Annotated in this window: 24 protein-coding genes; 15 read left to right on the top strand and 9 right to left on the bottom strand. The window is 41.1% G+C overall.

The window, feature by feature from the left end:
* Positions 1 to 8: 8 nt before the first annotated feature.
* Entirely contained in the window at positions 9 to 2,429 is a 2,421-nt protein-coding gene (locus FO440_RS12620; RefSeq protein ID WP_222103977.1) for an ABC transporter permease, read from the bottom strand.
* A 214-nt stretch (positions 2,430 to 2,643) separates the two neighbouring features.
* Between FO440_RS12620 and tgt the strand changes: the two genes are divergently transcribed.
* From tgt to FO440_RS12600, 4 genes are all read left to right on the top strand, one after another.
* A complete protein-coding gene (tgt, locus tag FO440_RS12615) occupies positions 2,644 to 3,774 on the top strand; it encodes a tRNA guanosine(34) transglycosylase Tgt (protein ID WP_144248627.1) in 1,131 nt (376 codons plus the stop codon).
* Positions 3,775 to 4,875 (top strand): LptF/LptG family permease, encoded by a 1,101-nt coding sequence (locus FO440_RS12610; protein WP_144248626.1) that lies wholly within the window; start codon positions 3,775 to 3,777, stop codon positions 4,873 to 4,875.
* Between the two features lie 2 nt (positions 4,876 to 4,877).
* On the top strand, positions 4,878 to 5,783 hold the full coding sequence (locus tag FO440_RS12605; protein WP_144248625.1) for a DMT family transporter: 906 nt from the start codon (positions 4,878 to 4,880) through the stop codon (positions 5,781 to 5,783).
* An 822-nt stretch (positions 5,784 to 6,605) separates the two neighbouring features.
* A complete protein-coding gene (locus FO440_RS12600) occupies positions 6,606 to 6,890 on the top strand; it encodes a LapA family protein (protein ID WP_144248624.1) in 285 nt (94 codons plus the stop codon).
* A 13-nt stretch (positions 6,891 to 6,903) separates the two neighbouring features.
* Here FO440_RS12600 and ispE read toward each other — a convergent pair whose 3' ends face one another.
* A complete protein-coding gene (ispE, locus tag FO440_RS12595) occupies positions 6,904 to 7,707 on the bottom strand; it encodes a 4-(cytidine 5'-diphospho)-2-C-methyl-D-erythritol kinase (RefSeq protein ID WP_144248623.1) in 804 nt (267 codons plus the stop codon).
* Positions 7,708 to 7,830: 123 nt separating this feature from the next.
* Here ispE and FO440_RS12590 point away from each other — a divergent pair, with 123 nt between their 5' ends.
* The 7 genes from FO440_RS12590 (at position 7,831) to FO440_RS12560 (ending at position 15,657) form a co-directional block, all read left to right on the top strand.
* Positions 7,831 to 8,625 (top strand): thymidylate synthase, encoded by a 795-nt coding sequence (locus FO440_RS12590; RefSeq protein ID WP_144248622.1) that lies wholly within the window; start codon positions 7,831 to 7,833, stop codon positions 8,623 to 8,625.
* A gap of 44 nt (positions 8,626 to 8,669) precedes the next feature.
* Positions 8,670 to 9,032 (top strand): four helix bundle protein, encoded by a 363-nt coding sequence (locus FO440_RS12585; protein WP_144248621.1) that lies wholly within the window; start codon positions 8,670 to 8,672, stop codon positions 9,030 to 9,032.
* A gap of 47 nt (positions 9,033 to 9,079) precedes the next feature.
* Entirely contained in the window at positions 9,080 to 9,562 is a 483-nt protein-coding gene (locus FO440_RS12580) for a dihydrofolate reductase (RefSeq protein WP_144248620.1), read from the top strand.
* 116 nt (positions 9,563 to 9,678) lie between these two features.
* Positions 9,679 to 12,645, top strand: coding sequence for a protein translocase subunit SecDF (secDF, locus tag FO440_RS12575; protein ID WP_144248619.1), 2,967 nt, complete (start codon positions 9,679 to 9,681; stop codon positions 12,643 to 12,645).
* Between the two features lie 127 nt (positions 12,646 to 12,772).
* A complete protein-coding gene (locus tag FO440_RS12570) occupies positions 12,773 to 14,080 on the top strand; it encodes an NAD(P)/FAD-dependent oxidoreductase (protein WP_144248618.1) in 1,308 nt (435 codons plus the stop codon).
* A gap of 108 nt (positions 14,081 to 14,188) precedes the next feature.
* The gene (locus FO440_RS12565; RefSeq protein WP_144248617.1) at positions 14,189 to 14,794 is read left to right on the top strand and encodes a hypothetical protein; all 606 of its coding nucleotides are present in this window, start codon (positions 14,189 to 14,191) and stop codon (positions 14,792 to 14,794) included.
* Positions 14,795 to 14,799: 5 nt separating this feature from the next.
* The gene (locus FO440_RS12560) at positions 14,800 to 15,657 is read left to right on the top strand and encodes a hydroxymethylglutaryl-CoA lyase (protein ID WP_144248616.1); all 858 of its coding nucleotides are present in this window, start codon (positions 14,800 to 14,802) and stop codon (positions 15,655 to 15,657) included.
* A gap of 44 nt (positions 15,658 to 15,701) precedes the next feature.
* On the opposite strand, the gene FO440_RS12555 is transcribed toward FO440_RS12560, so the two are convergent.
* The 3 genes from FO440_RS12555 to fbaA form a co-directional block, all read right to left on the bottom strand.
* The gene (locus FO440_RS12555) at positions 15,702 to 16,136 is read right to left on the bottom strand and encodes a GNAT family N-acetyltransferase (RefSeq protein WP_246104214.1); all 435 of its coding nucleotides are present in this window, start codon (positions 16,134 to 16,136) and stop codon (positions 15,702 to 15,704) included.
* The gene (locus FO440_RS12550) at positions 16,093 to 16,599 is read right to left on the bottom strand and encodes a low affinity iron permease family protein (protein ID WP_144248615.1); all 507 of its coding nucleotides are present in this window, start codon (positions 16,597 to 16,599) and stop codon (positions 16,093 to 16,095) included. Before FO440_RS12550 ends, FO440_RS12555 begins: the two co-directional genes overlap by 44 nt.
* Positions 16,600 to 16,685: 86 nt before the next feature.
* Entirely contained in the window at positions 16,686 to 17,765 is a 1,080-nt protein-coding gene (gene fbaA, locus FO440_RS12545) for a class II fructose-bisphosphate aldolase (protein ID WP_144248614.1), read from the bottom strand.
* Between the two features lie 316 nt (positions 17,766 to 18,081).
* Here fbaA and accD point away from each other — a divergent pair, with 316 nt between their 5' ends.
* Positions 18,082 to 18,927, top strand: a complete 846-nt coding sequence (gene accD / locus FO440_RS12540; RefSeq protein WP_144248613.1) for an acetyl-CoA carboxylase, carboxyltransferase subunit beta — start codon at positions 18,082 to 18,084, stop codon at positions 18,925 to 18,927.
* A gap of 67 nt (positions 18,928 to 18,994) precedes the next feature.
* Here the strand turns inward: accD and FO440_RS24440 are convergent, their stop codons facing one another.
* From FO440_RS24440 to glmM, 4 genes are all read right to left on the bottom strand, one after another.
* Positions 18,995 to 19,162, bottom strand: coding sequence for a hypothetical protein (locus tag FO440_RS24440; RefSeq protein ID WP_186292659.1), 168 nt, complete (start codon positions 19,160 to 19,162; stop codon positions 18,995 to 18,997).
* Positions 19,163 to 19,234: 72 nt separating this feature from the next.
* Positions 19,235 to 19,516, bottom strand: a complete 282-nt coding sequence (locus tag FO440_RS12535; RefSeq protein WP_144248612.1) for a hypothetical protein — start codon at positions 19,514 to 19,516, stop codon at positions 19,235 to 19,237.
* A 135-nt stretch (positions 19,517 to 19,651) separates the two neighbouring features.
* Positions 19,652 to 20,788, bottom strand: a complete 1,137-nt coding sequence (locus FO440_RS12530) for a cysteine desulfurase family protein (RefSeq protein WP_144248611.1) — start codon at positions 20,786 to 20,788, stop codon at positions 19,652 to 19,654.
* A gap of 86 nt (positions 20,789 to 20,874) precedes the next feature.
* On the bottom strand, positions 20,875 to 22,263 hold the full coding sequence (glmM, locus tag FO440_RS12525; protein WP_144248610.1) for a phosphoglucosamine mutase: 1,389 nt from the start codon (positions 22,261 to 22,263) through the stop codon (positions 20,875 to 20,877).
* 154 nt (positions 22,264 to 22,417) lie between these two features.
* On the opposite strand from glmM, the gene FO440_RS12520 reads away from it, so the two are divergent.
* The 3 genes from FO440_RS12520 (at position 22,418) to FO440_RS12510 (ending at position 24,301) form a co-directional block, all read left to right on the top strand.
* Positions 22,418 to 22,993 carry a phosphatase PAP2 family protein gene (locus tag FO440_RS12520; protein ID WP_144248609.1) on the top strand — a complete coding sequence of 192 codons (576 nt, stop codon included), beginning with the start codon at positions 22,418 to 22,420 and terminating at the stop codon, positions 22,991 to 22,993.
* Entirely contained in the window at positions 22,983 to 23,801 is an 819-nt protein-coding gene (locus FO440_RS12515) for an alpha/beta hydrolase (protein WP_144248608.1), read from the top strand. Before FO440_RS12520 ends, FO440_RS12515 begins: the two co-directional genes overlap by 11 nt.
* Positions 23,802 to 23,893: 92 nt before the next feature.
* Positions 23,894 to 24,301 (top strand): transcriptional regulator, encoded by a 408-nt coding sequence (locus tag FO440_RS12510; RefSeq protein ID WP_144248607.1) that lies wholly within the window; start codon positions 23,894 to 23,896, stop codon positions 24,299 to 24,301.
* The last annotated feature ends 22 nt before the right edge of the window (positions 24,302 to 24,323 follow it).

Below are 24,323 nucleotides of genomic sequence, written 5' to 3'. Positions count from 1 at the left end.
CCAGGGCATCATTCGCTTTTTAAACTTTTAACCGGGCTAACCAATGCCGCTTTAACGGCTTTATAACCCACGGTTAACCAGGCAATAGCAACAGACAGCACAATAGCCAACATAAAGATACCCGGGCCAAGCTTGATCCGGAAAGTATATGATTCAAGCCATTTATTCATCAGGTACCAACCTATTGGCGCGGAGATGGCAAAAGCAACCATCACCAGCAAAGTAAATTCCCTGGAGAACAGGTAAACAATATGCGCAACCGATGCGCCAAGGGTTTTGCGTATGCCTACTTCCTTGGTACGTTGAACGGTCATGAACGAAACCAACCCTAATAAACCAAGACATGAAATAAAGATGGCAATACCTGCAAATATTTGATACAAAGCAGATAACTGATTATCAGCTTTATAAAAACTCGCCATCTGTTCATCTATAAAATGATACTCATATAAGGACTGCGGGAATGCCGCGTTCCATTTATTTTCAATAGTAGCAAGCGTTTGCCGCATATCGGCTTGCTGTATTTTAATATTAAGTACGCCATAGGCATTCTTTTTTGCAGCCATCAATACCGGTGGTACAGCATCTTTAAATGAGCCGACATTATAATCATGTACCACACCAACTATAGGCGCATCCATACGCATATTGCCCCATAAATTAATGAATTTGCCAATGGCCTGCTGCGGGTTAGCAAGACCCAACGCCTTCACCATGGCTTCGTTTACTACATAACCATTTATAGTATCGCTTGGCGCGTAAGGTTTGCCAGCCAGGAATTTTATCTGGTATACTTTAAAGAAATTGGCATCGGCCCATTTCAGGCTTACACCAAAATCACTCTCCTTAGGCGAGTGGTTGTAGTGGATCTTTGAGAACCAGGCATTATTGTCAACCGGGTTGTAAGCGCTGTAACTCAAACTTTTTATACCGGGTTGCTGTGACAATTCCTGCTGTAAAAAGGCGGTTTTAGTCCTGCTCACGCTGTCGCCGGGTATACCAATGGCAACAACAGTTGTTTTGTCGAAACCCGGCGATTTATTTTTAAAATAGTTAAGCTGCGATATCATCACCAGGATACCGATGATCAGCACCTGGGCAATACAAAACTGCATCACCACCAAAGCCCGGCGCAGTGAAATGCCGCCCGAACTGATTGCATTGAGTTTATTTTTAAGCGCCGATATGGGGTTAAAACCCGATAAAACTATAGCCGGATAAAAGCCGGATATAAAGGTTACTGCAACCCACAAAACACAAACAAAAGCCAATACCTCTAAATTAAAGATAGCCTGCGCTGTTATCTGTATATCTAACAACCGGTTAACAAACGGCAGCGCCAGCCAACTTATTAGCAGGGCCAATACGATAGCGCCCAGTGTAATAATACCGGTTTCGCTGATAAACTGAAAGATGAGTTGCTTACGGCGGCTGCCCAGCACTTTACGTATCCCCACTTCTTTTGAGCGGTTAACCGCCTGAGCAGTAGCCAGGTTGATAAAATTGACGCAGGCAATGATCACCAGGAATAAACCAATAAGGCTGATGGCGTTAATAAGCTGTTTACTAAAGGGATGCGCGGTAAAAATATCAATGCGGGTATCATAATGCATAGCGGTAAGGGGCTGTAACTGCATACGCAGGCCGTTTTTATAGTCGCCGGGGTTGTGGCGTTTCAAAAAAGCATCTAATTGTTGTTCATAACTACACACATTTGCTCCCGCCGGCAAGGTTATAAAGCAATAGTTTTCGCCTAAAACCAATCCCCAACTCTTCATCGCATCAAAATAATCGCCGCCTTTTACCTGCATCGTGGCGTATGACATTACAACTTTTAATGGGAAGTCGGTATTGGCAGGCATATCTTCCAAAATACCGGTAACTTTTAAATCTGTTTTTCCTTTATAATTAATGGTTTTACCAATGGCTCGGTGCCAATCCCCGAAAAATTTATCGGCTTCGCTGCGGGTTAGCGCAACGGTATTGGGTTGGGCCAAGGCTGTCTTTTTATCGCCTGCTATCCAGGCAAAATCAAACGTGTCAAAAAACTGTGGCTCGGCATAATAGGTATCATCCTCTTTAAATTTTTTGCTATTTATACTGAAGAAACTGCCTTCATTTCTAAATATAGTGGCTGCTGGTAATTGCGGAAAATCAACACGCAGTGCTTCAGGTAACGGGAAAAATACCCCGCTCGCAAAGCTCAGGCTTGGCTTGGTAACCACGCCGGTGATCCGGTAAATACGGTCTTTTTTTGTATGAAACGTATCAAAACTCTTTTCATATTGTACCACTAAAAAGATAAGCAGGCAGGCGGCAATACCTACACTTAACCCGGTGATATTGATCGCGGTATATGTTTTATGGCGAAACAAACTCCGCCAGGCTGTTTTGATATAGTTCCTGATCATGGTTCCAAATTTTTTCAATTCTATAAAATTCAATGCCATTCACATAATTAATTGATTAACAATAATTTAAATAAAAAACATATTAACCAAGATGTATCAGAAACGAACAGCCATTGTACGTTTTCGGTTGTCGCAGATTTTTAAATCCTATAAATCCGATGTTTAGGCTATATCTTAAACAACTAATCCCTAATCAACTAATCTCTAATCACTATCTTTGTCCTCGCAAAAAATGAAATTTAACTTAACAGTACAAGATCCGAATTCAAAAGCCCGCGCGGGCGAGATCACTACCGACCACGGTACTATACAAACCCCTATTTTTATGCCTGTTGGCACAGCAGGCACTGTAAAAGCCGTTCATCAGCATGAATTGAAGAATGATATACAGGCCCAGATCATATTGGGCAACACCTATCATTTATATTTAAGGCCGGGCTTGGATGTGCTGGAAGGTGCCGGCGGATTGCATAAATTTAACGGCTGGGAAGGCCCTATCCTAACCGATAGCGGCGGTTACCAGGTATACAGCTTAAGCGAAGTACGTAAGATAAAGGAAGAAGGAGTAACATTCCGGTCGCACATTGACGGGTCAAAACACCTGTTCACGCCCGAGAATGTGATGGACATACAGCGTGTCATAGGGGCCGATATTATCATGGCTTTTGATGAATGTACCCCCTATCCGTGCGACTATATTTATGCTAAAAAGTCTATCGAAATGACGCACCGCTGGCTAAAACGCTGCTGCGACCGCTTTGATAGTACCGAACCAAAATACGGATACAGTCAAACACTTTTCCCTATTGTACAGGGTTCTGTTTATAAGGATCTGCGTGTGCGTTCGGCCGAAGTTATTGCCTCTTTTGAGCGTGAAGGAAATGCTATAGGAGGCCTTTCTGTAGGCGAACCGGCCGAAGAAATGTACGCCATGACAGAATTGGTTTGCGATATATTACCCGAGCAAAAACCACGTTATTTAATGGGTGTAGGTACACCTATTAATCTGTTAGAAAATATAGCTTTGGGCGTTGATATGTTTGATTGCGTAATGCCAACCCGTAACGCCCGTAATGGTATGTTATTTACCAAAAACGGGGTTATAAATATCAAAAATGAGAAGTGGAAAAACGACTTTTCGGCCATTGAGGATGATAGCGATCTTTATGCTGACAAGGTTTATACCAAGGCTTATTTAAGACATTTAATACATAGCGGCGAGATGCTGGGCGCGCAAATAGCTACCCTGCATAACCTGCATTTTTATTTATGGCTGGTTAAAGAAGCACGTAATAAAATAATAGAAGGCGAGTTTTATAACTGGAAAAAAGTAATGGTAAACCGCCTGGGCCAACGACTATAAATGAAGGATTTTTTAAACCGGTATTTAAAAATACTTGATTGGTATATTATCAAAAAATACATGGGTACCTTTGTGTTTACCCTTGGTATTTTTATGTTGATCTCGGTTGTTTTTGACGTGTCAGAACACCTGGATAACTTCCTGTCGCACCATGACAGCTTTTATGATATAGCATTTAAATATTACGCCGGTTTCATACCTTTTTATATGGATATGCTGTCGCCGCTGATCAACTTTTTGGCGGTGATTTACTTTACGGCCAAAATGGCCAACCAGACAGAAATAGTACCAATATTAAGTGGTAAAGCAAGCTTTAACAGGTTTTTGCGGCCTTATTTTGTAGCTGCTACATTGATATTTTTTGTACACCTTTTTGCCAAACTTTACCTGATACCTTACACCAATAATTTAAAGGTAAAGTTTGAAAATGCCAATGGTTTTTACGGCGATCAGCAAAAGAACCAGGTGCATTTAAAGCTGGATAACCGTACCTATGTATATGTCGATTCGTACGATAATTCATCGCATACCGGCTATGAATTTGTGCTTGAAAAGTTTGACGGCGACAACATGCGCGAGAAGACCATGGCCCATACCATCACCTATGATTCACTAAAAAGGAAGTGGACATTGCATAATTTTTCAGTGCGATATGTGAATGGATTAAGAGAAAGAATGGAGAAAAATATCATGATGAAGGATACTACATTAGAGCTTTATCCATCCGATTTTGAGGCCCAGGATAACGTTTATTCGGCCATGTCAATGAGCGAACTGGCAAAGAATATTACCAAAGAAAAGATCCGCGGAGCGGGTAATTTAAAGGATATGCAGTATGAAAAATGGCGTCGTTATTTATACCCTTTTGCCTCATTTGTGCTCACTTTAATTGGCGTATCTGTGGCTTCGCGCAAGGTGCGCGGGGGCATTGGTTTGCCCCTGGGGATAGGCCTTTTCCTTTGTTTTGCTTACATTGTAGTAGACAAATTCGCGCTGGTTTTTGCCATAAAAAGCGGCTTGTCGCCAATCATAGCTGCCGGTTTACCTAACTTTTTATTCGGTGTTTTCGGTGTATATTTGCTGTATAAAGCGCCTAAATAAGAATGGCACAGCGCAACGCTAACACATCAGAGCTCAATAAAAACCTGCTTATACTGCATTTTACCGTCTTTATTTGGGGTTTTACGAGCATTTTAGGCGCATTAATATCCATTTCTGCGGTACAATTGGTCTGGTATCGCGTATTAATTGCCCTGATTTCGCTGTTTTTGTACTTCAAATTTAACCGTACAGCCTTTAAAGTTAGCACTAAAACCTTCCTGAAATTGTTTTTTACCGGCGCTATTGTAGGTGCCCATTGGATACTTTTTTTCGCTTCTATCAAGCTTTCAACCGTGCCGGTTACGCTGGTTTGCCTGTCGTCAATGACGTTATTTACCGCCATTTTAGAGCCAATTTTCAGCAAAAAACGTATTTCAATTATAGAAATTATTGCCGGTTTACTCATCATTACGGGCATAGTTTTGATATTTAAATTTGAAGTTCATTACACTAAGGGTATCATAGCAGGCCTAAGCAGCGCCTTATGTGCAAGCGTATTTTCTATTATAAATTCAAAACAAGTGCAGCAAATAGAGCCTGCGGTGATCTCATTTTTTGAGCTGATCGGCGCTTTTTTCTGGTCGACATTGTACCTTCTTTTCACCGGCGGATTTAACCAGGCAATGATCCTGAAGCCATCAGATATCGGTTATTTGATACTGCTTGGCACCATCTGTACCTCCCTGGCATACGTTGCCGGCGTATCTGTAATGCGCGAACTTTCGGCATTCCGGGTGGCGCTCATCACCAATCTCGAGCCGGTTTACGGCATCCTGATGTCGTTCCTTTTCTTTGACGACATGAACAAAATGACTACTGGATTTTGGATCGGCGCGTTAATAATCCTGTCTACCATCTTCCTTTTCCCGGTCGCCCAAAAGCAAATTGACAAGCGTAGAGCGCGTTAATTTTTTCCCTGGTTATATAAAATCTACAACATTTCGCCGCCCAATAATCAAGGGTAGGGGATAATCTCCATGCCGTAAAACTCATTTTAAGCCCCTCTGACACACGCGGAGTATTCACCACACCCGCATACATTTTTAAAATTTCAATCAATTTAAGGGCAAATTTCAGCAAGCAATTTGTGTACCGAAACAACTTAATTTTCAACCCATAAAAAACATAGTTTTTACGTCATAAAATGAGCACATTTCGAAGAATTATTTCAATTTTTTAATTTATATAAATAAAATATATAATTAAAAATCAGTTATTTATAAATATTAACAAAAGTCAAAGTTTAAACATTTTGAAAAACTAATTTTTCAAAAAACTAACAAAATTAGTAATTTAATTTATAGTGTATATTTATACAATATATTATACTAATAATGAGATGTTTAAACTACATAATTTAAATAAATAAATCACCATAGGTTTTTTATGTAAATAAAACGACCAGTTAGTGTACCGAAAGCACCAAATGTGAAATTCACGAAAAAACAGGGAGTCAATAACGGGTTGTAGAAGTTCGATAAATCAGCGTCACAAAATCAAAATCCGGGGAGTAGATTTTTTTACTGGAAGCATCAGAGCTATTTTAAAGCCTTCAAAAAAACAGATCGAAAAATCGGGACGGATTTCCATTTTGAAAAAGGGCTATACCCTCCATGTTTTTTATAATTACAAATCGCGTAATAAATTTCAGCCCTATCCTATTTTGAAATGGATTTTTATTCCATCCATAAAAATCGGATATTGGCTAAAACAGAAAACACCGAAACGTCATGCGCATAAAAACAATGATCATTATTTTAATTACCGTATTGCTTACGATAGTCCTGATGCAAAATATAGAGCCGGTAAGATTCACCATTTTGTTTGGCACGTTCTACATTTCAAAACTGGTAGCACTGACGGGGTTCTCGGTGGTCGCGTTTACTTTAGGCGTTTTAGTGGGTCGTCCTAAAAAAGTCAGAACGCTGGGAGGCGGGTTTAATGACGGCGATTACGACGGCACCAAACCCAATACACTAAGTGATGAGGACCGCGATTACATCAGCCATCCTTAAAAAGTAATTTCTGTCAGATATGGTAGAACACTTGGTTGTCGTGCTCCAATGCGGACAGGTCGGATGTCTTAGCGAAGATGCCAAACACTGATGCCCCGCTGCCGCTCATGCTGGCGTAGATGGCGCCGGCTTCGTAAAGGGCAGCCTTCACCCCTCTTATCTCCACGTGGTTTTTGAAGATATTATTTTCAAAATCATTTTTTATAAAATTTTTCCATTCTCCAATCGGCTCGTAAATCAACTCCAGCAATGATTGTCTCACCATGGCCGGTTTTACGCCACTGTAAGCCTCCGAAGTAGAGATGTGGATATTTGGCATCACCAAAACAATTTCGTAGCTTGAGAGGTCTAATTTTATCGATTCAAACTCGTCGCCTTTTTCAAATGCGAACACCGGTTTACTTTCGATAAAGAAGGCGCAGTCGGCCCCCAGCTTGCGGGCATAATCCAGTTGCTGGTCGATGGTCATATCCAGTTCGAATTTTTCATTCATCAGCCGGATAAAAAAAGCAGCATCTGCCGAGCCGCCGCCCAGGCCCGCCCCTATCGGAATATTTTTGTGCAGATGGATCTTTACCGGCGGCACGTCAAAATCTTTTTTAATGAGGTAATAGCCCTTAACGCAAAGGTTGTCTTCCATCCTGCCGGGTATGTCCAGGCCCGATGATTCAAAGCTCAATTTATCCGACTCGATGATCTCCAGCGCGTCGTTTATTTTTACAGGGTAAAATATGGTTTCGAGATTATGATAACCGTCAGGGCGGCGCTCGGTGATGTTGAGGCCAATGTTTATCTTTGCGTTTGGAAAATTGATCATATAAAAGTTAACAACGGCGGGTATTTATGCACATCCGTAGGATACCAAAAATAGATTATTTTTATTTGTAGTTGTGAAATTAACATTCACTCATTCTATCACTCAAAATTCAATCATTGAAACATGAAGCAGTATCTTGACCTAATGCGCCACGTAATGGAAACCGGCACTCAAAAGCATGACCGTACCGGCACAGGCACCATCAGTGTGTTTGGTTACCAGATGCGCTTTAACCTGCAGGAAGGTTTTCCGTTGGTGACAACCAAGAAGCTCCACCTCAAATCCATCATCCATGAACTGATCTGGTTTTTGCAGGGCGATACCAACATCAAATATTTAAAAGACAACGGCGTGCGCATCTGGGACGAGTGGGCCGACGAAAACGGCAACCTTGGCCCGGTGTATGGTTACCAGTGGCGCTCATGGCCTACGCCAAGCGGCGGGCATATAGACCAGATCAGCCAAATTATAAACCAAATTAAAAACAACCCCGATTCGCGCCGCATCATTGTGTCGGCATGGAACGTTGCCGATGTTAACCAGATGGCCCTACCCCCATGTCATACGCTTTTCCAGTTTTATGTGGCCGATGGTAAATTGTCGTGCCAGTTGTACCAGCGCAGTGCCGATATATTTTTGGGCGTGCCTTTCAACATCGCGTCATACGCTTTGCTGACAATGATGATAGCGCAGGTTTGCGGCTTGGAGGCCGGCGATTTTATCCACACCTTTGGCGATGCCCATATTTACAACAATCACTTCGACCAGGTAAAACTGCAACTGAGCCGCGAGCCGCGCCCGCTGCCCACCATGAAGATCAATCCGGACGTAAAAGATATTTTCGATTTCAAGTTTGAGGATTTTGAATTGGAGAACTATGACCCGTGGCCGCATATTAAGGGCGCTGTGGCGGTTTAATAATCATTATTTCATTGGGTCATTAAGTCATTGGTTGGTGTTGAATGAGCAATCGCATTGAGGAAATAGAAGTTTATAATTTATCAGAAGATTTTGCCGGCAAAATTTGGAACGTTGTAACCGGCTGGGATTTTTTTGCAAAGGATACAGTTGGCAAACAATTAGTAAGAGCGGCTGATTCAATTAGTGCCAATATCGCCGAAGGATTTGGCCGGTACCATTACAAGGAAAATAAAAACTTCTGCTACCATAGTCGCGGTTCTATCATCGAAACTAAAACATGGCTATACAAAGCAACTTCAAGAAATCTGATTGACAATGAAACTTACAAATTATTGCTCCAGCAATTAGAAACTATCCATCTAAAACTTAATATTTACATCAAATTCATTGGCAACATAAAATAATCATTTAAAAATGATTTAATGACTCAATGACTCAATGACCAAATGAAATGACTGTATCCATCGTAGTAGCCATATCAGAAAACCACGCCATTGGTAAAGACAATAAATTGCTATGGTATTTGCCAAAGGACCTGAAACATTTTAAAGATATCACCACCGGTGGTACAGTGATCATGGGCCGTAAAACTTATGATTCGGTGGGTAGGCCTTTGCCAAAACGCAGAAACATCATTGTTACGCGCCAGCCCATTGTTATTGAGGGCTGCGAAGTGGTAAATTCTATCGAAGCCGCGCTTGATCTTTGCCGTGATGAGGCCGAAGTTTTTATTGTTGGCGGTGCAGAGATCTACAAACAGGCCATGCATTTAACAGACCGCATTTATCTTACCATAGTTCACGCAAACATTGAAGGCGACACCTATTTTCCTGAAATTAAGGGAGATACATGGAAAGAAACCCATCGCGCAGACCACGATCCTGACGAGAAAAACGCACTTCCTTTCTCATTCATCACGCTTGAACGCGCATAACATTAACTGTCATAATTTTGTTTTAATTTAAAATTTCATGGTTGCAAAATTTTGTTAGATTTGCCGTCTTGTTTAAAATGCTTATAAACTAATTAATTACATATTACAATTTACAAATGCAAGGTAAAGGAGTTATTAAATTTTTCGCCGTAATACTAACGATCGTGTGTATATACCAGCTATCGTTTACTTGGGTAGCACAGAAAGTTGAAAAGGACGCAGAAGTATATGCTAAAGGCGATACAGCAAAAGTAAAAGCATACCTTGATTCTGTTGCAGAATTACCGGCCTACCCATTGTTAGGCCACACTTATCAATATTGTGTTGAGAGAGAGCTTGCCCTGGGTCTTGATCTTAAAGGCGGTATGAACGTTACCATGCAGATCTCATTGGCAGAGCTGGTAAAGGCATTGTCAAACAACAATCCTGATCCTGCTTTTAACCAGGCACTGGTAAACGCAAATGCTGATACCAAAACCAGCCAGTCTGACTACATTACGTTATTTGTTAACGAGTACGAAAAATTAAACCCTAACGGTAAGTTAGCGGCAATATTTTCTACCAAAGACAACCAGGCGCATTTAAAATACAATGCTTCAAACAGCGAGGTAGAGAAATACCTGAAAGACGAGGCTGATGTTGCGGTTAAACAATCATACACCGTTTTAAACACCCGTATAGATCAGTTTGGCGTTACCCAGCCAAATATCCAGCTGGAAGAAAACACCAACCGTATTTTAATTGAACTACCGGGCGTTAAAGACCAGGACCGTGTACGTAAATTATTACAAGGCTCTGCCAAATTAGAGTTCTACCAGACTTTTGAGAGCCAGGAAGTATATCCTATCTTTAACAATATTGACAACCTCTTAGCCGCAAAATCAAAAGCTGCTGCTAAAGACACAGCAAAAACTGCCGTTGTTGCTGATGCTGCTAAAAAAGATACCACTGTTAAAAAAGGTGCTTTAGCGTTATTGAACAAGGTTGAAAAAAATTCATCTAAGGACACTTCGTTAGCTGCTAAATCAAAATTAAATGCGGCACACCCGTTATTCAGCGTGTTGCAGATACCTACTTACCAGGATCAAACCGGCCAGCAGCAGTTGCGCCCGGGAGCGGTTGTAGGCTGGACTTTGGTAAAAGATACAGCTAAAGTAAACGCCTACTTACAAAGCGCAGATGTAAAAGCGTCTTTACCACGCAACATCAAATTTGCATGGGGGGTTAAGCCGATGGAGAAAACCAAAATTTTCGAATTATACGCGCTTAAATTAACCGGTGCTGAAAATGGACCTGTATTAACCGGCGACGTAATAAACGACGCCCAAAGCGACGTAGATCAAAAAGGCAGCCCAGAGGTTAGAATGGTAATGAACTCGCAGGGTGCCGAAAAATGGCGCGCTGTGACTGCCGAAGCCGCGCAAGGTAAAAAAGCAATAGCCATTGTATTGGACGATAACGTTTATTCTGCACCAAGCGTACAGAACGAAATATCAGGCGGTGTGTCTTCAATCTCCGGTAACTTCAAGATAGAAGATACCAAAGATTTGGCCAACGTATTAAAAGCAGGCCGCTTACCTGCCCCTGCCCGTATCATCGGCGAGGACGTGGTAGGCCCGTCATTAGGTGCAGAATCTATCAACGCCGGTTTACTGTCATGTTTGATGGGTTTATTGGTGGTGTTAGTGTTCATGGTTGCTTATTACAACCGCGCAGGTACCGTTGCTGTTGTTGCAGTAATTGTAAACGTATTCTTCCTGATGGGTGTATTAACCAGCTTACGCGCGGTATTAACCTTACCGGGTGTTGCAGGTATTGTGTTATTGTTCGGTATGTCGGTTGATGCCAACGTACTGATCTATGAACGTGTGCGCGAAGAGCTTGCTTTAGGTAAATCTATCCGTATTGCGGTTAGCGATGGTTTTAAACACGCTTTATCATCTATATTAGATTCAAACATCAGTACCTTCTTAACAGGTGTCATCCTGTTTGTTTTCGGTAGCGGCCCTATCCAGGGTTTCGCAACCACGCTGATGATCGGTATCGTAACTTCATTGTTCTGTTCATTATTAATTTCAAGATTAATATTTGAGTGGATGCTTGAAAAAGGCTGGGATATTAAATTCTCAAACCCATGGAGCTCACATACCTTTAAAAATGCCAACTTCGCGTTCGTAAAAAAACGTGTAAGATTCTATATCTTCTCAGGTACGTTTATCCTTGCGGGTATTATATCCATGTTTACGCAAGGCTTTAATTATGGCGTTGATTTCCAGGGCGGCCGTACTTACACTATTGCTTTCCCTAACAAGACTGCTACAGTTGAAGATGTTCGTGGCGCTATTGAAGGTGTATTGGGTCATGGTACCGAAGTAAAAACTTTGGGTACAACCAAGATCAACATTACTACCAACTACCTGATCGAAGACAACTCGACATCAGCCGACACGAAGGTTGAAAGCACGTTGTTATCAGCCCTTAATACTAAAGCGGTAACACAGGTAAGCAAAAAAGATATCCTTGCTTCGCAAAAAGTACAGGCTACTGTTGCCGATGGTTTGAAAAAATCAGCTATCTGGACCGTGTTGTTCGCCATTGTTATCATCTCAGCTTATATATTGATCCGTTTCCGCAGATGGCAATATAGTTTGGCGGCGATGGTTGCAACCGCGCATGATGCTTTGATGGTATTATCGTTTTACTCGTTGTTCAGGCATGTTCCTTTCCTGGCGTTCCTTGATATCGACCAGACATTTATTGCTGCCATATTGACGGTAATTGGTTACTCAATTAATGACACCGTGGTAGTGTTTGACCGTATCCGTGAGTTCTTAAAACTTCACCACTCAAAAGCCGACGATCCGAAAGAGGTTATCAACAACGCTATTAACAGCACCTTAAGCCGTACCATCATTACCGCTTTAACAGTATTATTCGTGTTGATCGTGCTGTTTGTATTCGGCGGCGACGTTTTACGCGGTTTCTCGTTCTCATTATTGATAGGTGTATGTTTCGGTACATATTCGTCTATCTGTATCGCGACACCGGTAATTGTAGACTTTGGAAAGAACGATTTGAGATAACATCAAAATCACAAATAAAAAAAGGCTCCAAAGAACATTTGGAGCCTTTTTTGTTATAACATAAATGTTTTTCGCAGATAGTGTACAAATTACACCAATCTTAAAAAAATTGATCAGACAATTGCATATGGCACAAAAATCAAAGTTCCCACAAGTAGTTATTATAGGCGGCGGCTTTGCCGGCCTTGAAGTAGCCAAGCAGCTTGCAGACCAGCCTGTAGACGTTTTAATGCTTGATAAGCATAATTACCATACCTTTCAACCGTTATTGTACCAGGTTGCTACGGGCAGCCTGGAGTCTGAATCGATAGCGTTTTCATTACGTAAAAACTTTAGCGGGCAAAAAAACTTCAGATTTCGTATCGCAGAAGTATCAGGCATCGATCTTGAAGAAAATATAGTTAAGACAGATGTAGGCGATATCGCTTATGATTACCTTGTGATCGCCACCGGGTCTACCACCAATTTTTTCGGCAATAAAGAGATCGAGCAATATGCCATGCCTATGAAATCAATACCCGAAGCGCTTAACCTTCGTTACCTGATCCTTCAAAACCTGGAAGAAGCCTCTTTAAAGACCACCAAGGAGGAGAAAGAACCTTACCTGACTTTTGTATTGGTTGGCGCAGGCCCTACCGGTGTAGAGCTTGCAGGCGCGTTGGCAGAGCTGCGTAACCACATTCTTGAACGCGATTACCCAGAGCTGGGTAAAGAACACATGAAAGTTTACCTGGTTGATTTTTTACCAAAAGTACTGGGCCCTTTTTCTGACGAAGGATCGGCAGCAGCCAAAAAATTCCTTACCGGCATGGGTGTTGAGGTTTTATTGAACGTTAAGGTTGAAAGTTATGACGGCGAAGAAATAAAGTTTGAAGGCGGTAAAACCATTAAAACCAGGAATGTGATATGGTCTGCCGGAGTTATGGGCGTAGTGCCAGATGGCATCAGCAAAGATGTAATAGAACGTGGTAACCGTATCAGCGTTGACAGCATTAACCGCATAAAGGGCTCAGAAAATGTATTTGCCATTGGCGATGTGGCGGCTATGATATCAGACGAAACACCAAAAGGGCACCCGGGTGTAGCACAGGTAGCTATACAACAGGGTATGCTGGCCGGTAAGAACATTATCCGACTGATAAAAGGCGAGCCGACCGAGCCGTTTAAATACAATGACAAAGGATCTTTGGCTACCATAGGTCGTAATAAAGCCATTGCCGACTTGGGTAAGATCAAATTCCAGGGATTTTTTGCCTGGTTGATATGGATGTTCGTGCATTTGGTATCGCTTTTGGGTTTCAGGAACAAGGTGATTGTATTTATTAACTGGATAGGAAATTACCTTGCTAATAATGGCGGCAGCAGGCTCATCATCCGCAGGTTTAAAAGAGAAGAGCTGCCTAAAAAAGACAGGCAACTGGCTAAGGCTGATTAATGCTTCACGATATAGATTGACGCAAACCTATTTTAACAAAATTGATACATGAGTTGTTAAACTAAAAATAGCTAATTAGCGTCTTAGGATTATTCAATCTATACTTTTATGAAAACGCTTGTAATCAACTTGACACTATTACTTTTAACTTTTACGGCTTTTGCAAAGGACGGCTTACCTGCAAGCAATACATTGCCCGACACAATTAAAATACTGACCGATACTAATCACAATGTTTATTACCAAAAAACGGTTAAAGTAGGTGATAATATCATGGCGCCTCAAATTTATGAACGGGCTATACAAGTAATGTCCGCTAAAAACCTCACTCAAAATTATTTAGATGACACTAATTGGAAATTAATTTTTACAACAACGCAGGACCTTAATATTAATGTCAACAGATTATTTGTAGCAGATATCAATGAAGAAATCGATCCGTACACCGTACAGTTTGCCATCACATTAGATATAAAGAACGGGCGTTACCGGTATACTGTTAACAATATTGTATTTTTCTTGCCAATTAACAGTTATAATAAAAGGGAAACTTTTTATGAAACTTATATGAAAGCATCGACCGCAGAAAACAAACGTATATCAAAAAATGCCAAGGCACTTATAGCGTCTTTTGAAAGATATTTGGCTGGATTAACTGATGATCTGAAGCAATCTATTGAGCAAAAAGCGACAATGTACAACGCTAAATTTTAACGGAAATGGAGTTTGTAAAACTTACCGAATGCCCGCGTGATGCTATGCAAGGTTTGCATGACTTTGTGCCGACTGATGTAAAAGCCGAATATATCAACCTGCTTTTACAGGTTGGCTTTGATACGATAGATTTCGGGAGTTTTGTATCACCTAAAGCTATCCCCCAAATGCGCGATACGGCGGATGTTTTGGCTAAACTTGATCTAACTAATACCAACTCGAAATTATTGGCCATTATAGCCAATTACAGGGGCGCTGAAGAAGCCTCGAAGCACGAGGAGATAACTTACCTGGGTTACCCGTTCTCTATCTCAGAAACATTCCAGATGCGTAATACCAACGCTACCGTAATTGACGCTTTTGAAACCGTTAAACGCATTAAAGACCTTTGCATTAATAAGAACAAACAATTGCTGGTTTATCTGTCCATGGGTTTTGGTAATCCTTACGGTGATGAATGGAACGTTGATGTAGTACAATACTGGACTAATAAACTGGTTAATGCGGGGGTTTCAATCATATCACTTTCTGATACGATAGGTGTCGCGACACCTCAGCAAATTAAAGATACCTATCCGCAACTTAGCGTGCAATTTCCAAAAACAGAGTTTGGTGTACACCTGCACAGCACACCCGATACCTGGTACGAAAAAGTTGAATCGGCATATTTAAACGGTTGTAAAAGATTTGACGGCGCTTTAAAAGGCTACGGCGGCTGCCCAATGGCCAAAGACGAGCTTACAGGTAATATCGCTACCGAGAACCTGATTAGCTACCTTAAAACGCAAAACTCGCTCCCATCGCTTAATTATGGCAAATTACAGGAAGCGTTAGATTATTCGGTGAGAATATTTGGCCAATAATTTATATTCTCGTAAATCCGAAATCGAACATTCGAAATTCGAAATTACCTCTTCACCATTTTAAAATGCTGTATCCCCGCTTCTTCAAACTGCGGGCCTTCTTTAACAAATCCAAATTTTTCGTAGAGGCTCATGGCCTGGATCTGGGCGTTTAAATAAATATATTTCACGTCGGCTGGCAGATCAGCTAAAACAGTGCGCACCAGTTCCTGCGCTACGCCCTGCCCCCTGAATTGTTTCAGCACCGCAAAACGCTCTAATTTGTAGCCATTATCAGTCTTACGCCACCGCGACGCACCGGCAGGCACGCCCTCAACAGTAGCTAAAAAATGAGTGGATTCATCTTCGTGCTCCCACTCCAGTTCGGGCGGGCAGTTTTGTTCGCCTACAAAAACTTCGCGGCGTATGGCAAAAACTTTCTCAAGGTTATTGGGGTCACTTACTTTGTTTACTTGAATCTTTTTTAGCTCGGGCATCATTATAATGCTTTTTAGTTTTGTGATTTGAAAGCTTAAAGTTATGGTTTTCGCGGGCAGCGTCAATAGAATGTGTACAAGTCAGGTCATCCTCTTCTTCAGCAAGGTCAGATAACTGCACATAGAATTTATGGATCTGGTCAAGTTCCTTCTCGGTAAGGTCTTCAATATCAACCATGCGGTTGCTGGCGCCCTGGTGCGATGCCAGCAGCTCATTCAATTTTAAATGGATGGCTTTCGAGTCTTTATTTTGCGATTTCTGGATCAGGAACACCATCAGGAAGGTTACTATGGTAGTACCCGTGTTGATAATAAGCTGCCAGGTATCAGAGTATTTAAATACCGGCCCGGTTACCAGCCAAACCACAATAACGGCAATAGCCATTAAAAATGCTGCCGAACTACCGGTAGCGGCAGTGGCCCAGTTTGAGAATCGTTCGAAAAAGTTTTTTTTATTGGCGGCCATATTATACTTAATTAATTATGACCTTATAACTAAAAAAAAGCGCCAATGTTTTGCATTGGCGCTTTATATATCCTATTGCTTATCGCTTATAATTTATCAGTAGCGTTTAAGCAATTCAGATCCTCAAAAGCAGATGTTAAACGCTTAACGAAGTTCTCTTCGCCTTTACGCAACCATACGCGTGGATCATAGTATTTTTTGTTCGGAGAATCAGCGCCTTCAGGGTTACCGATCTGGTCCTGCAGGTACGCTTCTTTAGACTGGTAGTAATCTTTAATGCCTTCCCAGTATGCCCATTGCATATCGGTATCGATATTCATTTTGATAGCACCATAGCTGATAGCCTCGCGAATTTCTTCCTGGGTTGAACCGGATCCACCGTGGAACACAAAGTTGATCGGTTTTTCGGCAGTCAGGTTATATTTCTGTTTTACATACTCTTGTGAGTTATGCAAAATAACCGGTTGTAATTTTACGTTACCCGGTTTGTACACACCATGCACGTTACCAAAAGCAGCAGCAACGGTAAAGCGCGGGCTAACTTTCAATAAATTCTCGTAAGAGTAAGCTACATCTTCAGGCTGGGTATATAAACGTGAGCTATCTACATCGCTGTTATCTACGCCGTCTTCTTCACCGCCGGTAACACCCAGTTCGATCTCTAAGGTCATGCCCATTTTAGCCATGCGTGCCAGGTATTTGGCAGAGATCTCAATATTTTCTTCGATAGGCTCTTCAGAAAGATCCAGCATATGCGATGAGAACAATGGTTTGCCGGTTTCAGCAAAGAATTTCTCGCCGTTGTCTAATAAACCGTCTATCCATGGTAATAATTTTTTAGCGCAATGGTCTGTGTGTAAAATTACAGCAACGCCATAATGCTCGGCCAATAAGTGTACGTGCCTTGCAGCAGATGTAGCACCTAAAATACAGGCTTGCAGCTTAGAGTTGTCTAAAGATTTACCTGCGTAAAACTGTGCGCCGCCATGAGATAATTGAATAATTACCGGCGAATTAACCGCTTTTGCGGTTTCCATTACAGCGTTAACGGTATTTGTACCTATAACATTTACTGCAGGCAAAGCAAACTGGTGCTTTTTAGCTGCCTCAAATAGTTCCTGCACCTGGTCGCCGTGCAAAACTCCTTTATAATTTTTTAAATCCATTGGTCTTAGTTTGGGCCTCGAAGGTAAAAAATTTATCGGTTTTTAAAGTAAAAATTGTCTATAAAAATGATAGCTTATTGTAAAACATACACAGTGACTTGTAGAAACAAGATTAAATATACAGGAATCAAGACTTTCTGAACGTTATAATAATTCCACATGCAACTGTCCCGGGATCATAAAATGAGTATAACTCTCTTGATTCTTGTATCTTGACGCTTATATCTAATTATCTAATTACTGTTTCTACATTTTATCACAAACATCTAACAAAATAATTCGTTTCTTTGCAGTATTGAAAGAGCTAGACATAGATATGGCGTGGTTTAAACGTGAATTAAAAGGGATAATTACGACTACTGAGGAAAAGAAAGATACCCCCGAAGGGATCTGGAACAAATGCCCTCAATGTAAAAAACCCCTTCATTACTCTGAGCAAGTTGAAAATCAATACGTTTGTCACTACTGCGGGTTTCACCTGCGGATAGGGTCAAAAGAATACTTTGCTGTTTTATTTGATAATAACGAGTTTACAGAACTATATCCTGACCTTGTTTCAGGCGATCCGCTTCATTTTACAGATACCAAGAAGTATACAGACAGGTTACTTGAAACCCAGTTAAAAACCGGTTTAAAAGACGCTATACGCGCCGGTGCCGGTAAAATTAACGGGCAGGACATAGTAATAGCCTGTATGGATTTCAATTTCATCGGTGGTTCAATGGGATCAGTAGTTGGTGAGAAAATTGCAAGATCGATTGACTATTGTATTGAAAATAACGTTCCGTTTTTAATGATCTCAAAATCAGGCGGTGCGCGTATGATGGAAGCCGCATTTTCATTAATGCAAATGGCTAAAACATCTGCTAAACTGGCTTTATTATCGCAAGCCAAAATACCTTATATTTCATTATTGACCGATCCCACAACCGGTGGTGTAACAGCATCATACGCTATGTTAGGTGATATCAATATTGCCGAGCCGGGTGCTTTAATTGGTTTTGCAGGGCCGCGGGTTATTAAAGAAACTATTAAGAAAGACCTGCCAAAAGGTTTTCAAACTGCCGAGTTTGTGCAGGAACATGGTTTCCTTGACTTTATAGTCGACCGCCGCGAAATGAAAGAAGAGCTATCGGCATTTCTAAAAATGATGAAAAATTAATTTTCTATAACGCATAACAAAAAAGGGATGAGCAAATGTTCATCCCTTTTTTGTTATGTAATGCTTATTATATTATTCCCGTTCTTACGCCGTCAATTGGCGGCAGGTCTTTTATATAAACAGCTTTTTTTCCCGAAGCATTTCTATCCTTATTTTGAGATTGATCTGCTTGCTGTTGCTTAACAGTATCCTTTTGTTGGTTACCGTTATTCACATTTTGATTATTCGTTTTCATAAATTAATATTTAAACAAAACGGCCACCTTAAGGTAGCCGTTTTGCTGTTAAATCAGTTAGACTACTGAACTTTATAAGCTTTCTGTACCCGGCTCGTGGCCTACCATACGGCCTGTTCTGCGGCCATGTGGACGGCTTTCAAAATCAGCCTTGCCCGGGCCAACTACCGGAAAATCTTTATGATTTGGCGGAGTTACGTCAGCTTGTTCGCTGTATGATGCATCATTATTCCTGGTATGTGTTTGTTGCTCTCTTTGTGTAGCGTAACCTGAACCCTCTTGTTCTGATTGATGTCTTTTTGGGGCTTCTTGTGGTCTGTTACCGTTTCCGGATTTTTGATCATTACTTTTCATAGGTTTTCATTTAGTAGTAATAATAACACTCCGAAAACCGTGCCAATGTTTTCCTTTTAGGAAATTAAGTTTCCTAAATACCGTTACACTAAACCTATAATTAGTGTTTTAAATATTGAAATAAATTAAAGTGTATTAAGCGGTGACTGTAAACAATTCACGCAGCTTATTCACCACAAAATCTATCTCTTCTTTAGTATTGAACTTGGAGAACGAAAATCGTACAGATGGCCTTGTAGCGCTTGCATGAATACCGGTAAGTACATGAGAACCTATATCTGTACCCGAACTGCACGCGCTGCCGCCTGATACGGCAATACCGGCAATATCCAGGTTAAACAACAGCATATCTGCAATGTCTATTTCAGGGAACGAAACGTTTAGTACGGTATACAGGCTCTTATCTTTATCTGTCTCGCCATTAAACAGTACGCCGGGGATGTTTTCCTGCAGTTGATCTATCATATAGCTTTTCAAGCCTTGTATATGATTTTGGTGTTGTTCCATATCGGTATAAGCCAGTTCCATCGCTTTGGCAAGGCCGGCTATACCGTAAACATTTTCGGTACCGCCACGCATATTACGCTCTTGCGAACCACCATAAATAAAAGGTTTTATCTTTATTTTGTGGTTGATGTATAGAAAGCCAACACCCTTAGGCCCATGAAATTTATGTGCGGCACACGTCAGGAAATGCACTTTAAGCTTACCCAGGTCATGCGAATAATGGCCCATGGTTTGTACCGTATCACAATGAAAAATGGCGTTATATTGCTCGCAAATATCTCCCACTCGTTCAATATTGGTAAGCGTGCCTATTTCGTTATTAGCCTGCATAAGCGATACAAAACTACGCTCGTTGGTCTGCAACAATTGTTCAAGATGCGCATAGTCTACATTCCCCTTGTTGTCGATGTTGACAAAGCTGAGCTTAATGTTACCGGCCTTTTCCATAGCCTCAAGTGTATGGATAACTGCATGATGCTCAATTTGGCTGGTAATGGCATGAGTGATATTATTATCTATAATACCGCAATATATAGCGGTGTTATCGGCTTCTGTACCGCTGCTGGTAAAAAATATCTCGGCCGGCGAAGTATGTAACAAGCCAGCAATAGTTTTACGTGATTTCTCGACCAACGTCCTCGACTCCCTTCCATACGCATGAATAGATGACGGATTACCAAAATGGCTTTCCATTACATTACACATCACACTCATCACTTCTGCATCCAACGGCGTGGTAGCAGCATTGTCTAAATAAACACGCATCAGTTAATTATTGAGTTATTGAATTATAGAATTAATGAATTGAAACCAATCAATAATTCATTAATTCCATAATTCAATAATTTATTTTAGTTCACTTTTAAAATTTCCTTTATGTCCGCAATGATCTTATTGGCCAAATTATTGGCTACAGTTTCAGAATCACCTTCAGAGTAGATCCTAATGATCGGCTCTGTGTTTGAACGGCGCAAATGTACCCATTGTTTATCAAATTCTATTTTCAGCCCGTCGATAGTAGAATGAGGTTGATCCTTGTATTTGGCTTCAACCTTTAGTAACAATGCATCTATATCCATTTCAGGCGTAAGCGTGATCTTATTTTTCGAGATAAAATAACTGGGGTATGAACTGCGCAGGTTTGATATCGGCTTGCCATACTTGGCTAAATGCGTTAAAAACAAGGCTATACCGGCTAAAGCATCACGGCCATAATGTATTTCGGGATAAATAACCCCGCCGTTGCCTTCGCCGCCAATAATGGCATTAACCTCTTTCATTTTATTAACTACGTTTACCTCACCTACCGCAGCCGCATGGTATTCGCCACCTGCCTGTTCTGTAACGTCACGTAGGGCACGTGTAGACGACAGGTTTGAAACCGTATTGCCTTTATGGTTTTTCAGCACATAATCAGCCACTGCAACCAGGGTGTATTCTTCGCCAAACATATTGCCATCTTCGCAAACAAAGCAAAGGCGGTCAACATCCGGGTCGACAGCTATACCAAGGTTTGCATTTTTACTTAATACTTCTTTTGATAAAGCTACCAGGTTTTCAGGCAGCGGTTCCGGGTTATGCGGAAACTCGCCATCAGGTTCACAAAACAATTTATGTACAGTTTTTACACCTAAAGCTTCCAGCAAGGCGGGTACAAAAATACCACCCGTTGAGTTAACGCAGTCAATTACCACACTAAAATTAGCGCCGGCAATTGCGTCAACATCAACCAAAGGCAAAGCCAATATCTGGTCTATATGTTTTTGCAGGTAGCTATCATCAAACTTCACTTTACCAAGCGCGTTTACATCAGCATAAGTAAAATCACTGTTTTCAGCTATCTCTAATACTTCTTTTCCGTCTGCATCACTAATAAACTCGCCATCAGCATTTAACAACTTCAGCGCGTTCCATTGTTTAGGATTATGGCTTGCGGTCAAAATAATACCACCTGCAGCTTTTTCTAACGGTACGGCAATTTCAACAGTCGGGGTTGTTGACAGGCCGATATCGACAACATCAATACCTAATCCCTGTAAAGTACCGGTAACAATATTGTTTACCATGCTGCCCGAAATACGCGCATCGCGGCCTAAAACTATCTTTTTTACGCCACTCTTTTTAACGGCCCATGCACCGTAAGCCGAAGTAAATTTTACGATATCTAATGGTGTTAAACCATCGCCTGCGGCACCGCCTATTGTGCCCCGTATGCCCGAAATTGATTTTATTAGTGTCAAAATATTGTTTCAATAAGTAAGTCCCAAAAATAAGATTTTTAGGTTAAGGATTTGTAAAATAAAAACAATGTTAACTATTACAGGCGGTAATTACACAGGCACTACATTACACAAAAAGATTGTCCCTATATTTATCCGCTAATAAAAATTACACATGCCTGATTACCTGCTGCATCTTGACCGGCAATTGTTTCATTTTATTAATCATGATCTGGGCAATGCGTTTTTTGATTGGCTAATGCCCGTTTTACGCAATCCACCGACATGGATACCGCTTTATATTTTCATTTTTGTTTTTTGCCTTTGGCGATATAAAAAGCAGGGGATAATTATCATTGTACTTTTAGCATTAACCTTTGCCGTAGCCGACTTTGGCAGTGCTACCGTCATCAAATCACTTTATAAACGTGTACGGCCCTGTAATGACCCGGCAATGGCAGCAACTATAGTGAGCAGGATAGGTTGCGGAACAGGTTATAGTTTCCCGTCTGCGCATGCCAGTAATCACTTTGCCATGGCTATGTTTTTAAGCATGATATTTTACAGGCGCTATAAATGGGTATTGCCTGCTGCTATTTTATGGGCGGCGGCAATTAGTTTCGCGCAAGTATACGTTGGCGTACATTACCCCGTTGATGTAACGACAGGCGCTATTTATGGTACCCTTGTAGGACTTTTATTTGGATGGATTTTTTGGAAAACAAACCCGACTTTCAGTTATGAAGCTTAAGTGGATATTATCGCTTATATTTTTATTGGTTTTAGGACAAGGTAAAGTATCCGCGCAAAAATTAGTTGATACAGCACAAGCTAAATACGAAACCTCAAAGTTAGTGATAGAGCGGCTTAAAAGGCAGCGTACTCTACAAATCTACCTGCCTAAAGGCTACTCAACATCTTCAAAAAGATACCCGGTAATTTATATTCAGGATGGACAGGACGCTTATATAAAAGATGCCCTCGACGGTGATAAATGGTATGCCGACTCATTAGTCAATTTAATGGCCGAAGAGCGGCAATGTATACTGGTAGCTGTTTATGCCGGATCAGGAAGTACCCGTACGAACGAATATAACCCTTACCTGGGCAACAGTGATGGTGCTATTTATGCCAGTTACCTAGCCAAAGTTGTAAAACCTTATATCGATGCTAATTACCATACCAAAGACGACGCAAAATACACTGCTATTGTAGGCAGCGCAGCAGGAGGCATTATAGCTACATACACCACAGCTAAATATTCGGACGTGTTTGGTGTTGCCGGGATATTTTCACCGGCTTACAAAGAGTCGCCGGGTATATTTGACGACATGACAAAGCAGGCGATCAATTCAAAATCCAGGTTCTTTTTAGCCTATGGCGATGTCGAAGATAATGAAGCTGCTGATGTAAACCGGATGAGCAACATTTTGCGCCATAAAAAGATGAGTTCGAAAAATACGCCTACGCCGCTTGTTATTAAAAGCGCTAAGGCCGATCAAAAACAATGGCGTACTGATTTTGAAGCGTTTTATAACTGGTTTATCGACAAACTTTAAATTGTCCGGTTCGCCCCTTTAAATTGTCCCCGATACCCCTACCCGGTTTAAATATTGTACTTTAACTTTGATTAACATCAAAACTATAGGTTATGGAAACAATAACAATTGACCAGGACATTAAAGTAATGTACATTGCAGCTACGTCATTTCCGGATGGTGTATTAGCCGCGCACCAGCAATTACACGCGCTTATTCCTTATTCTGACGACAGGAGATACTTTGGTATATCACGGCCTGAAAATGGACCGATCGCCTACAAAGCCGCCGCAGAAGAAATGGAAACCGGCGAGGCTGAAAAACTAAACTTAAAAACGCTTACGCTTAAAAAAGGCAAGTATATAAGCTTAACTATAAAAGACTTTATGAAGGATATCCCGGCGATACAAAAAGCTTTTAACGTGCTTATAGCGCAACTGGGGTTAGATCCGGAAGGTTACTGTGTTGAAGAATATATTGATCAAAAAGACATGATCTGTATGGTGCGACTGGCTAATTAATAAATTTTGTTCGCCTTGTGTC

It is taken from the genome of Mucilaginibacter corticis, assembly GCF_007558865.1.
GTDB lineage: Bacteria > Bacteroidota > Bacteroidia > Sphingobacteriales > Sphingobacteriaceae > Mucilaginibacter > Mucilaginibacter corticis.
The sequence above is the reverse complement of the archived record's forward strand: the minus strand, read 5'-3'. Positions and strand labels throughout refer to the sequence as shown.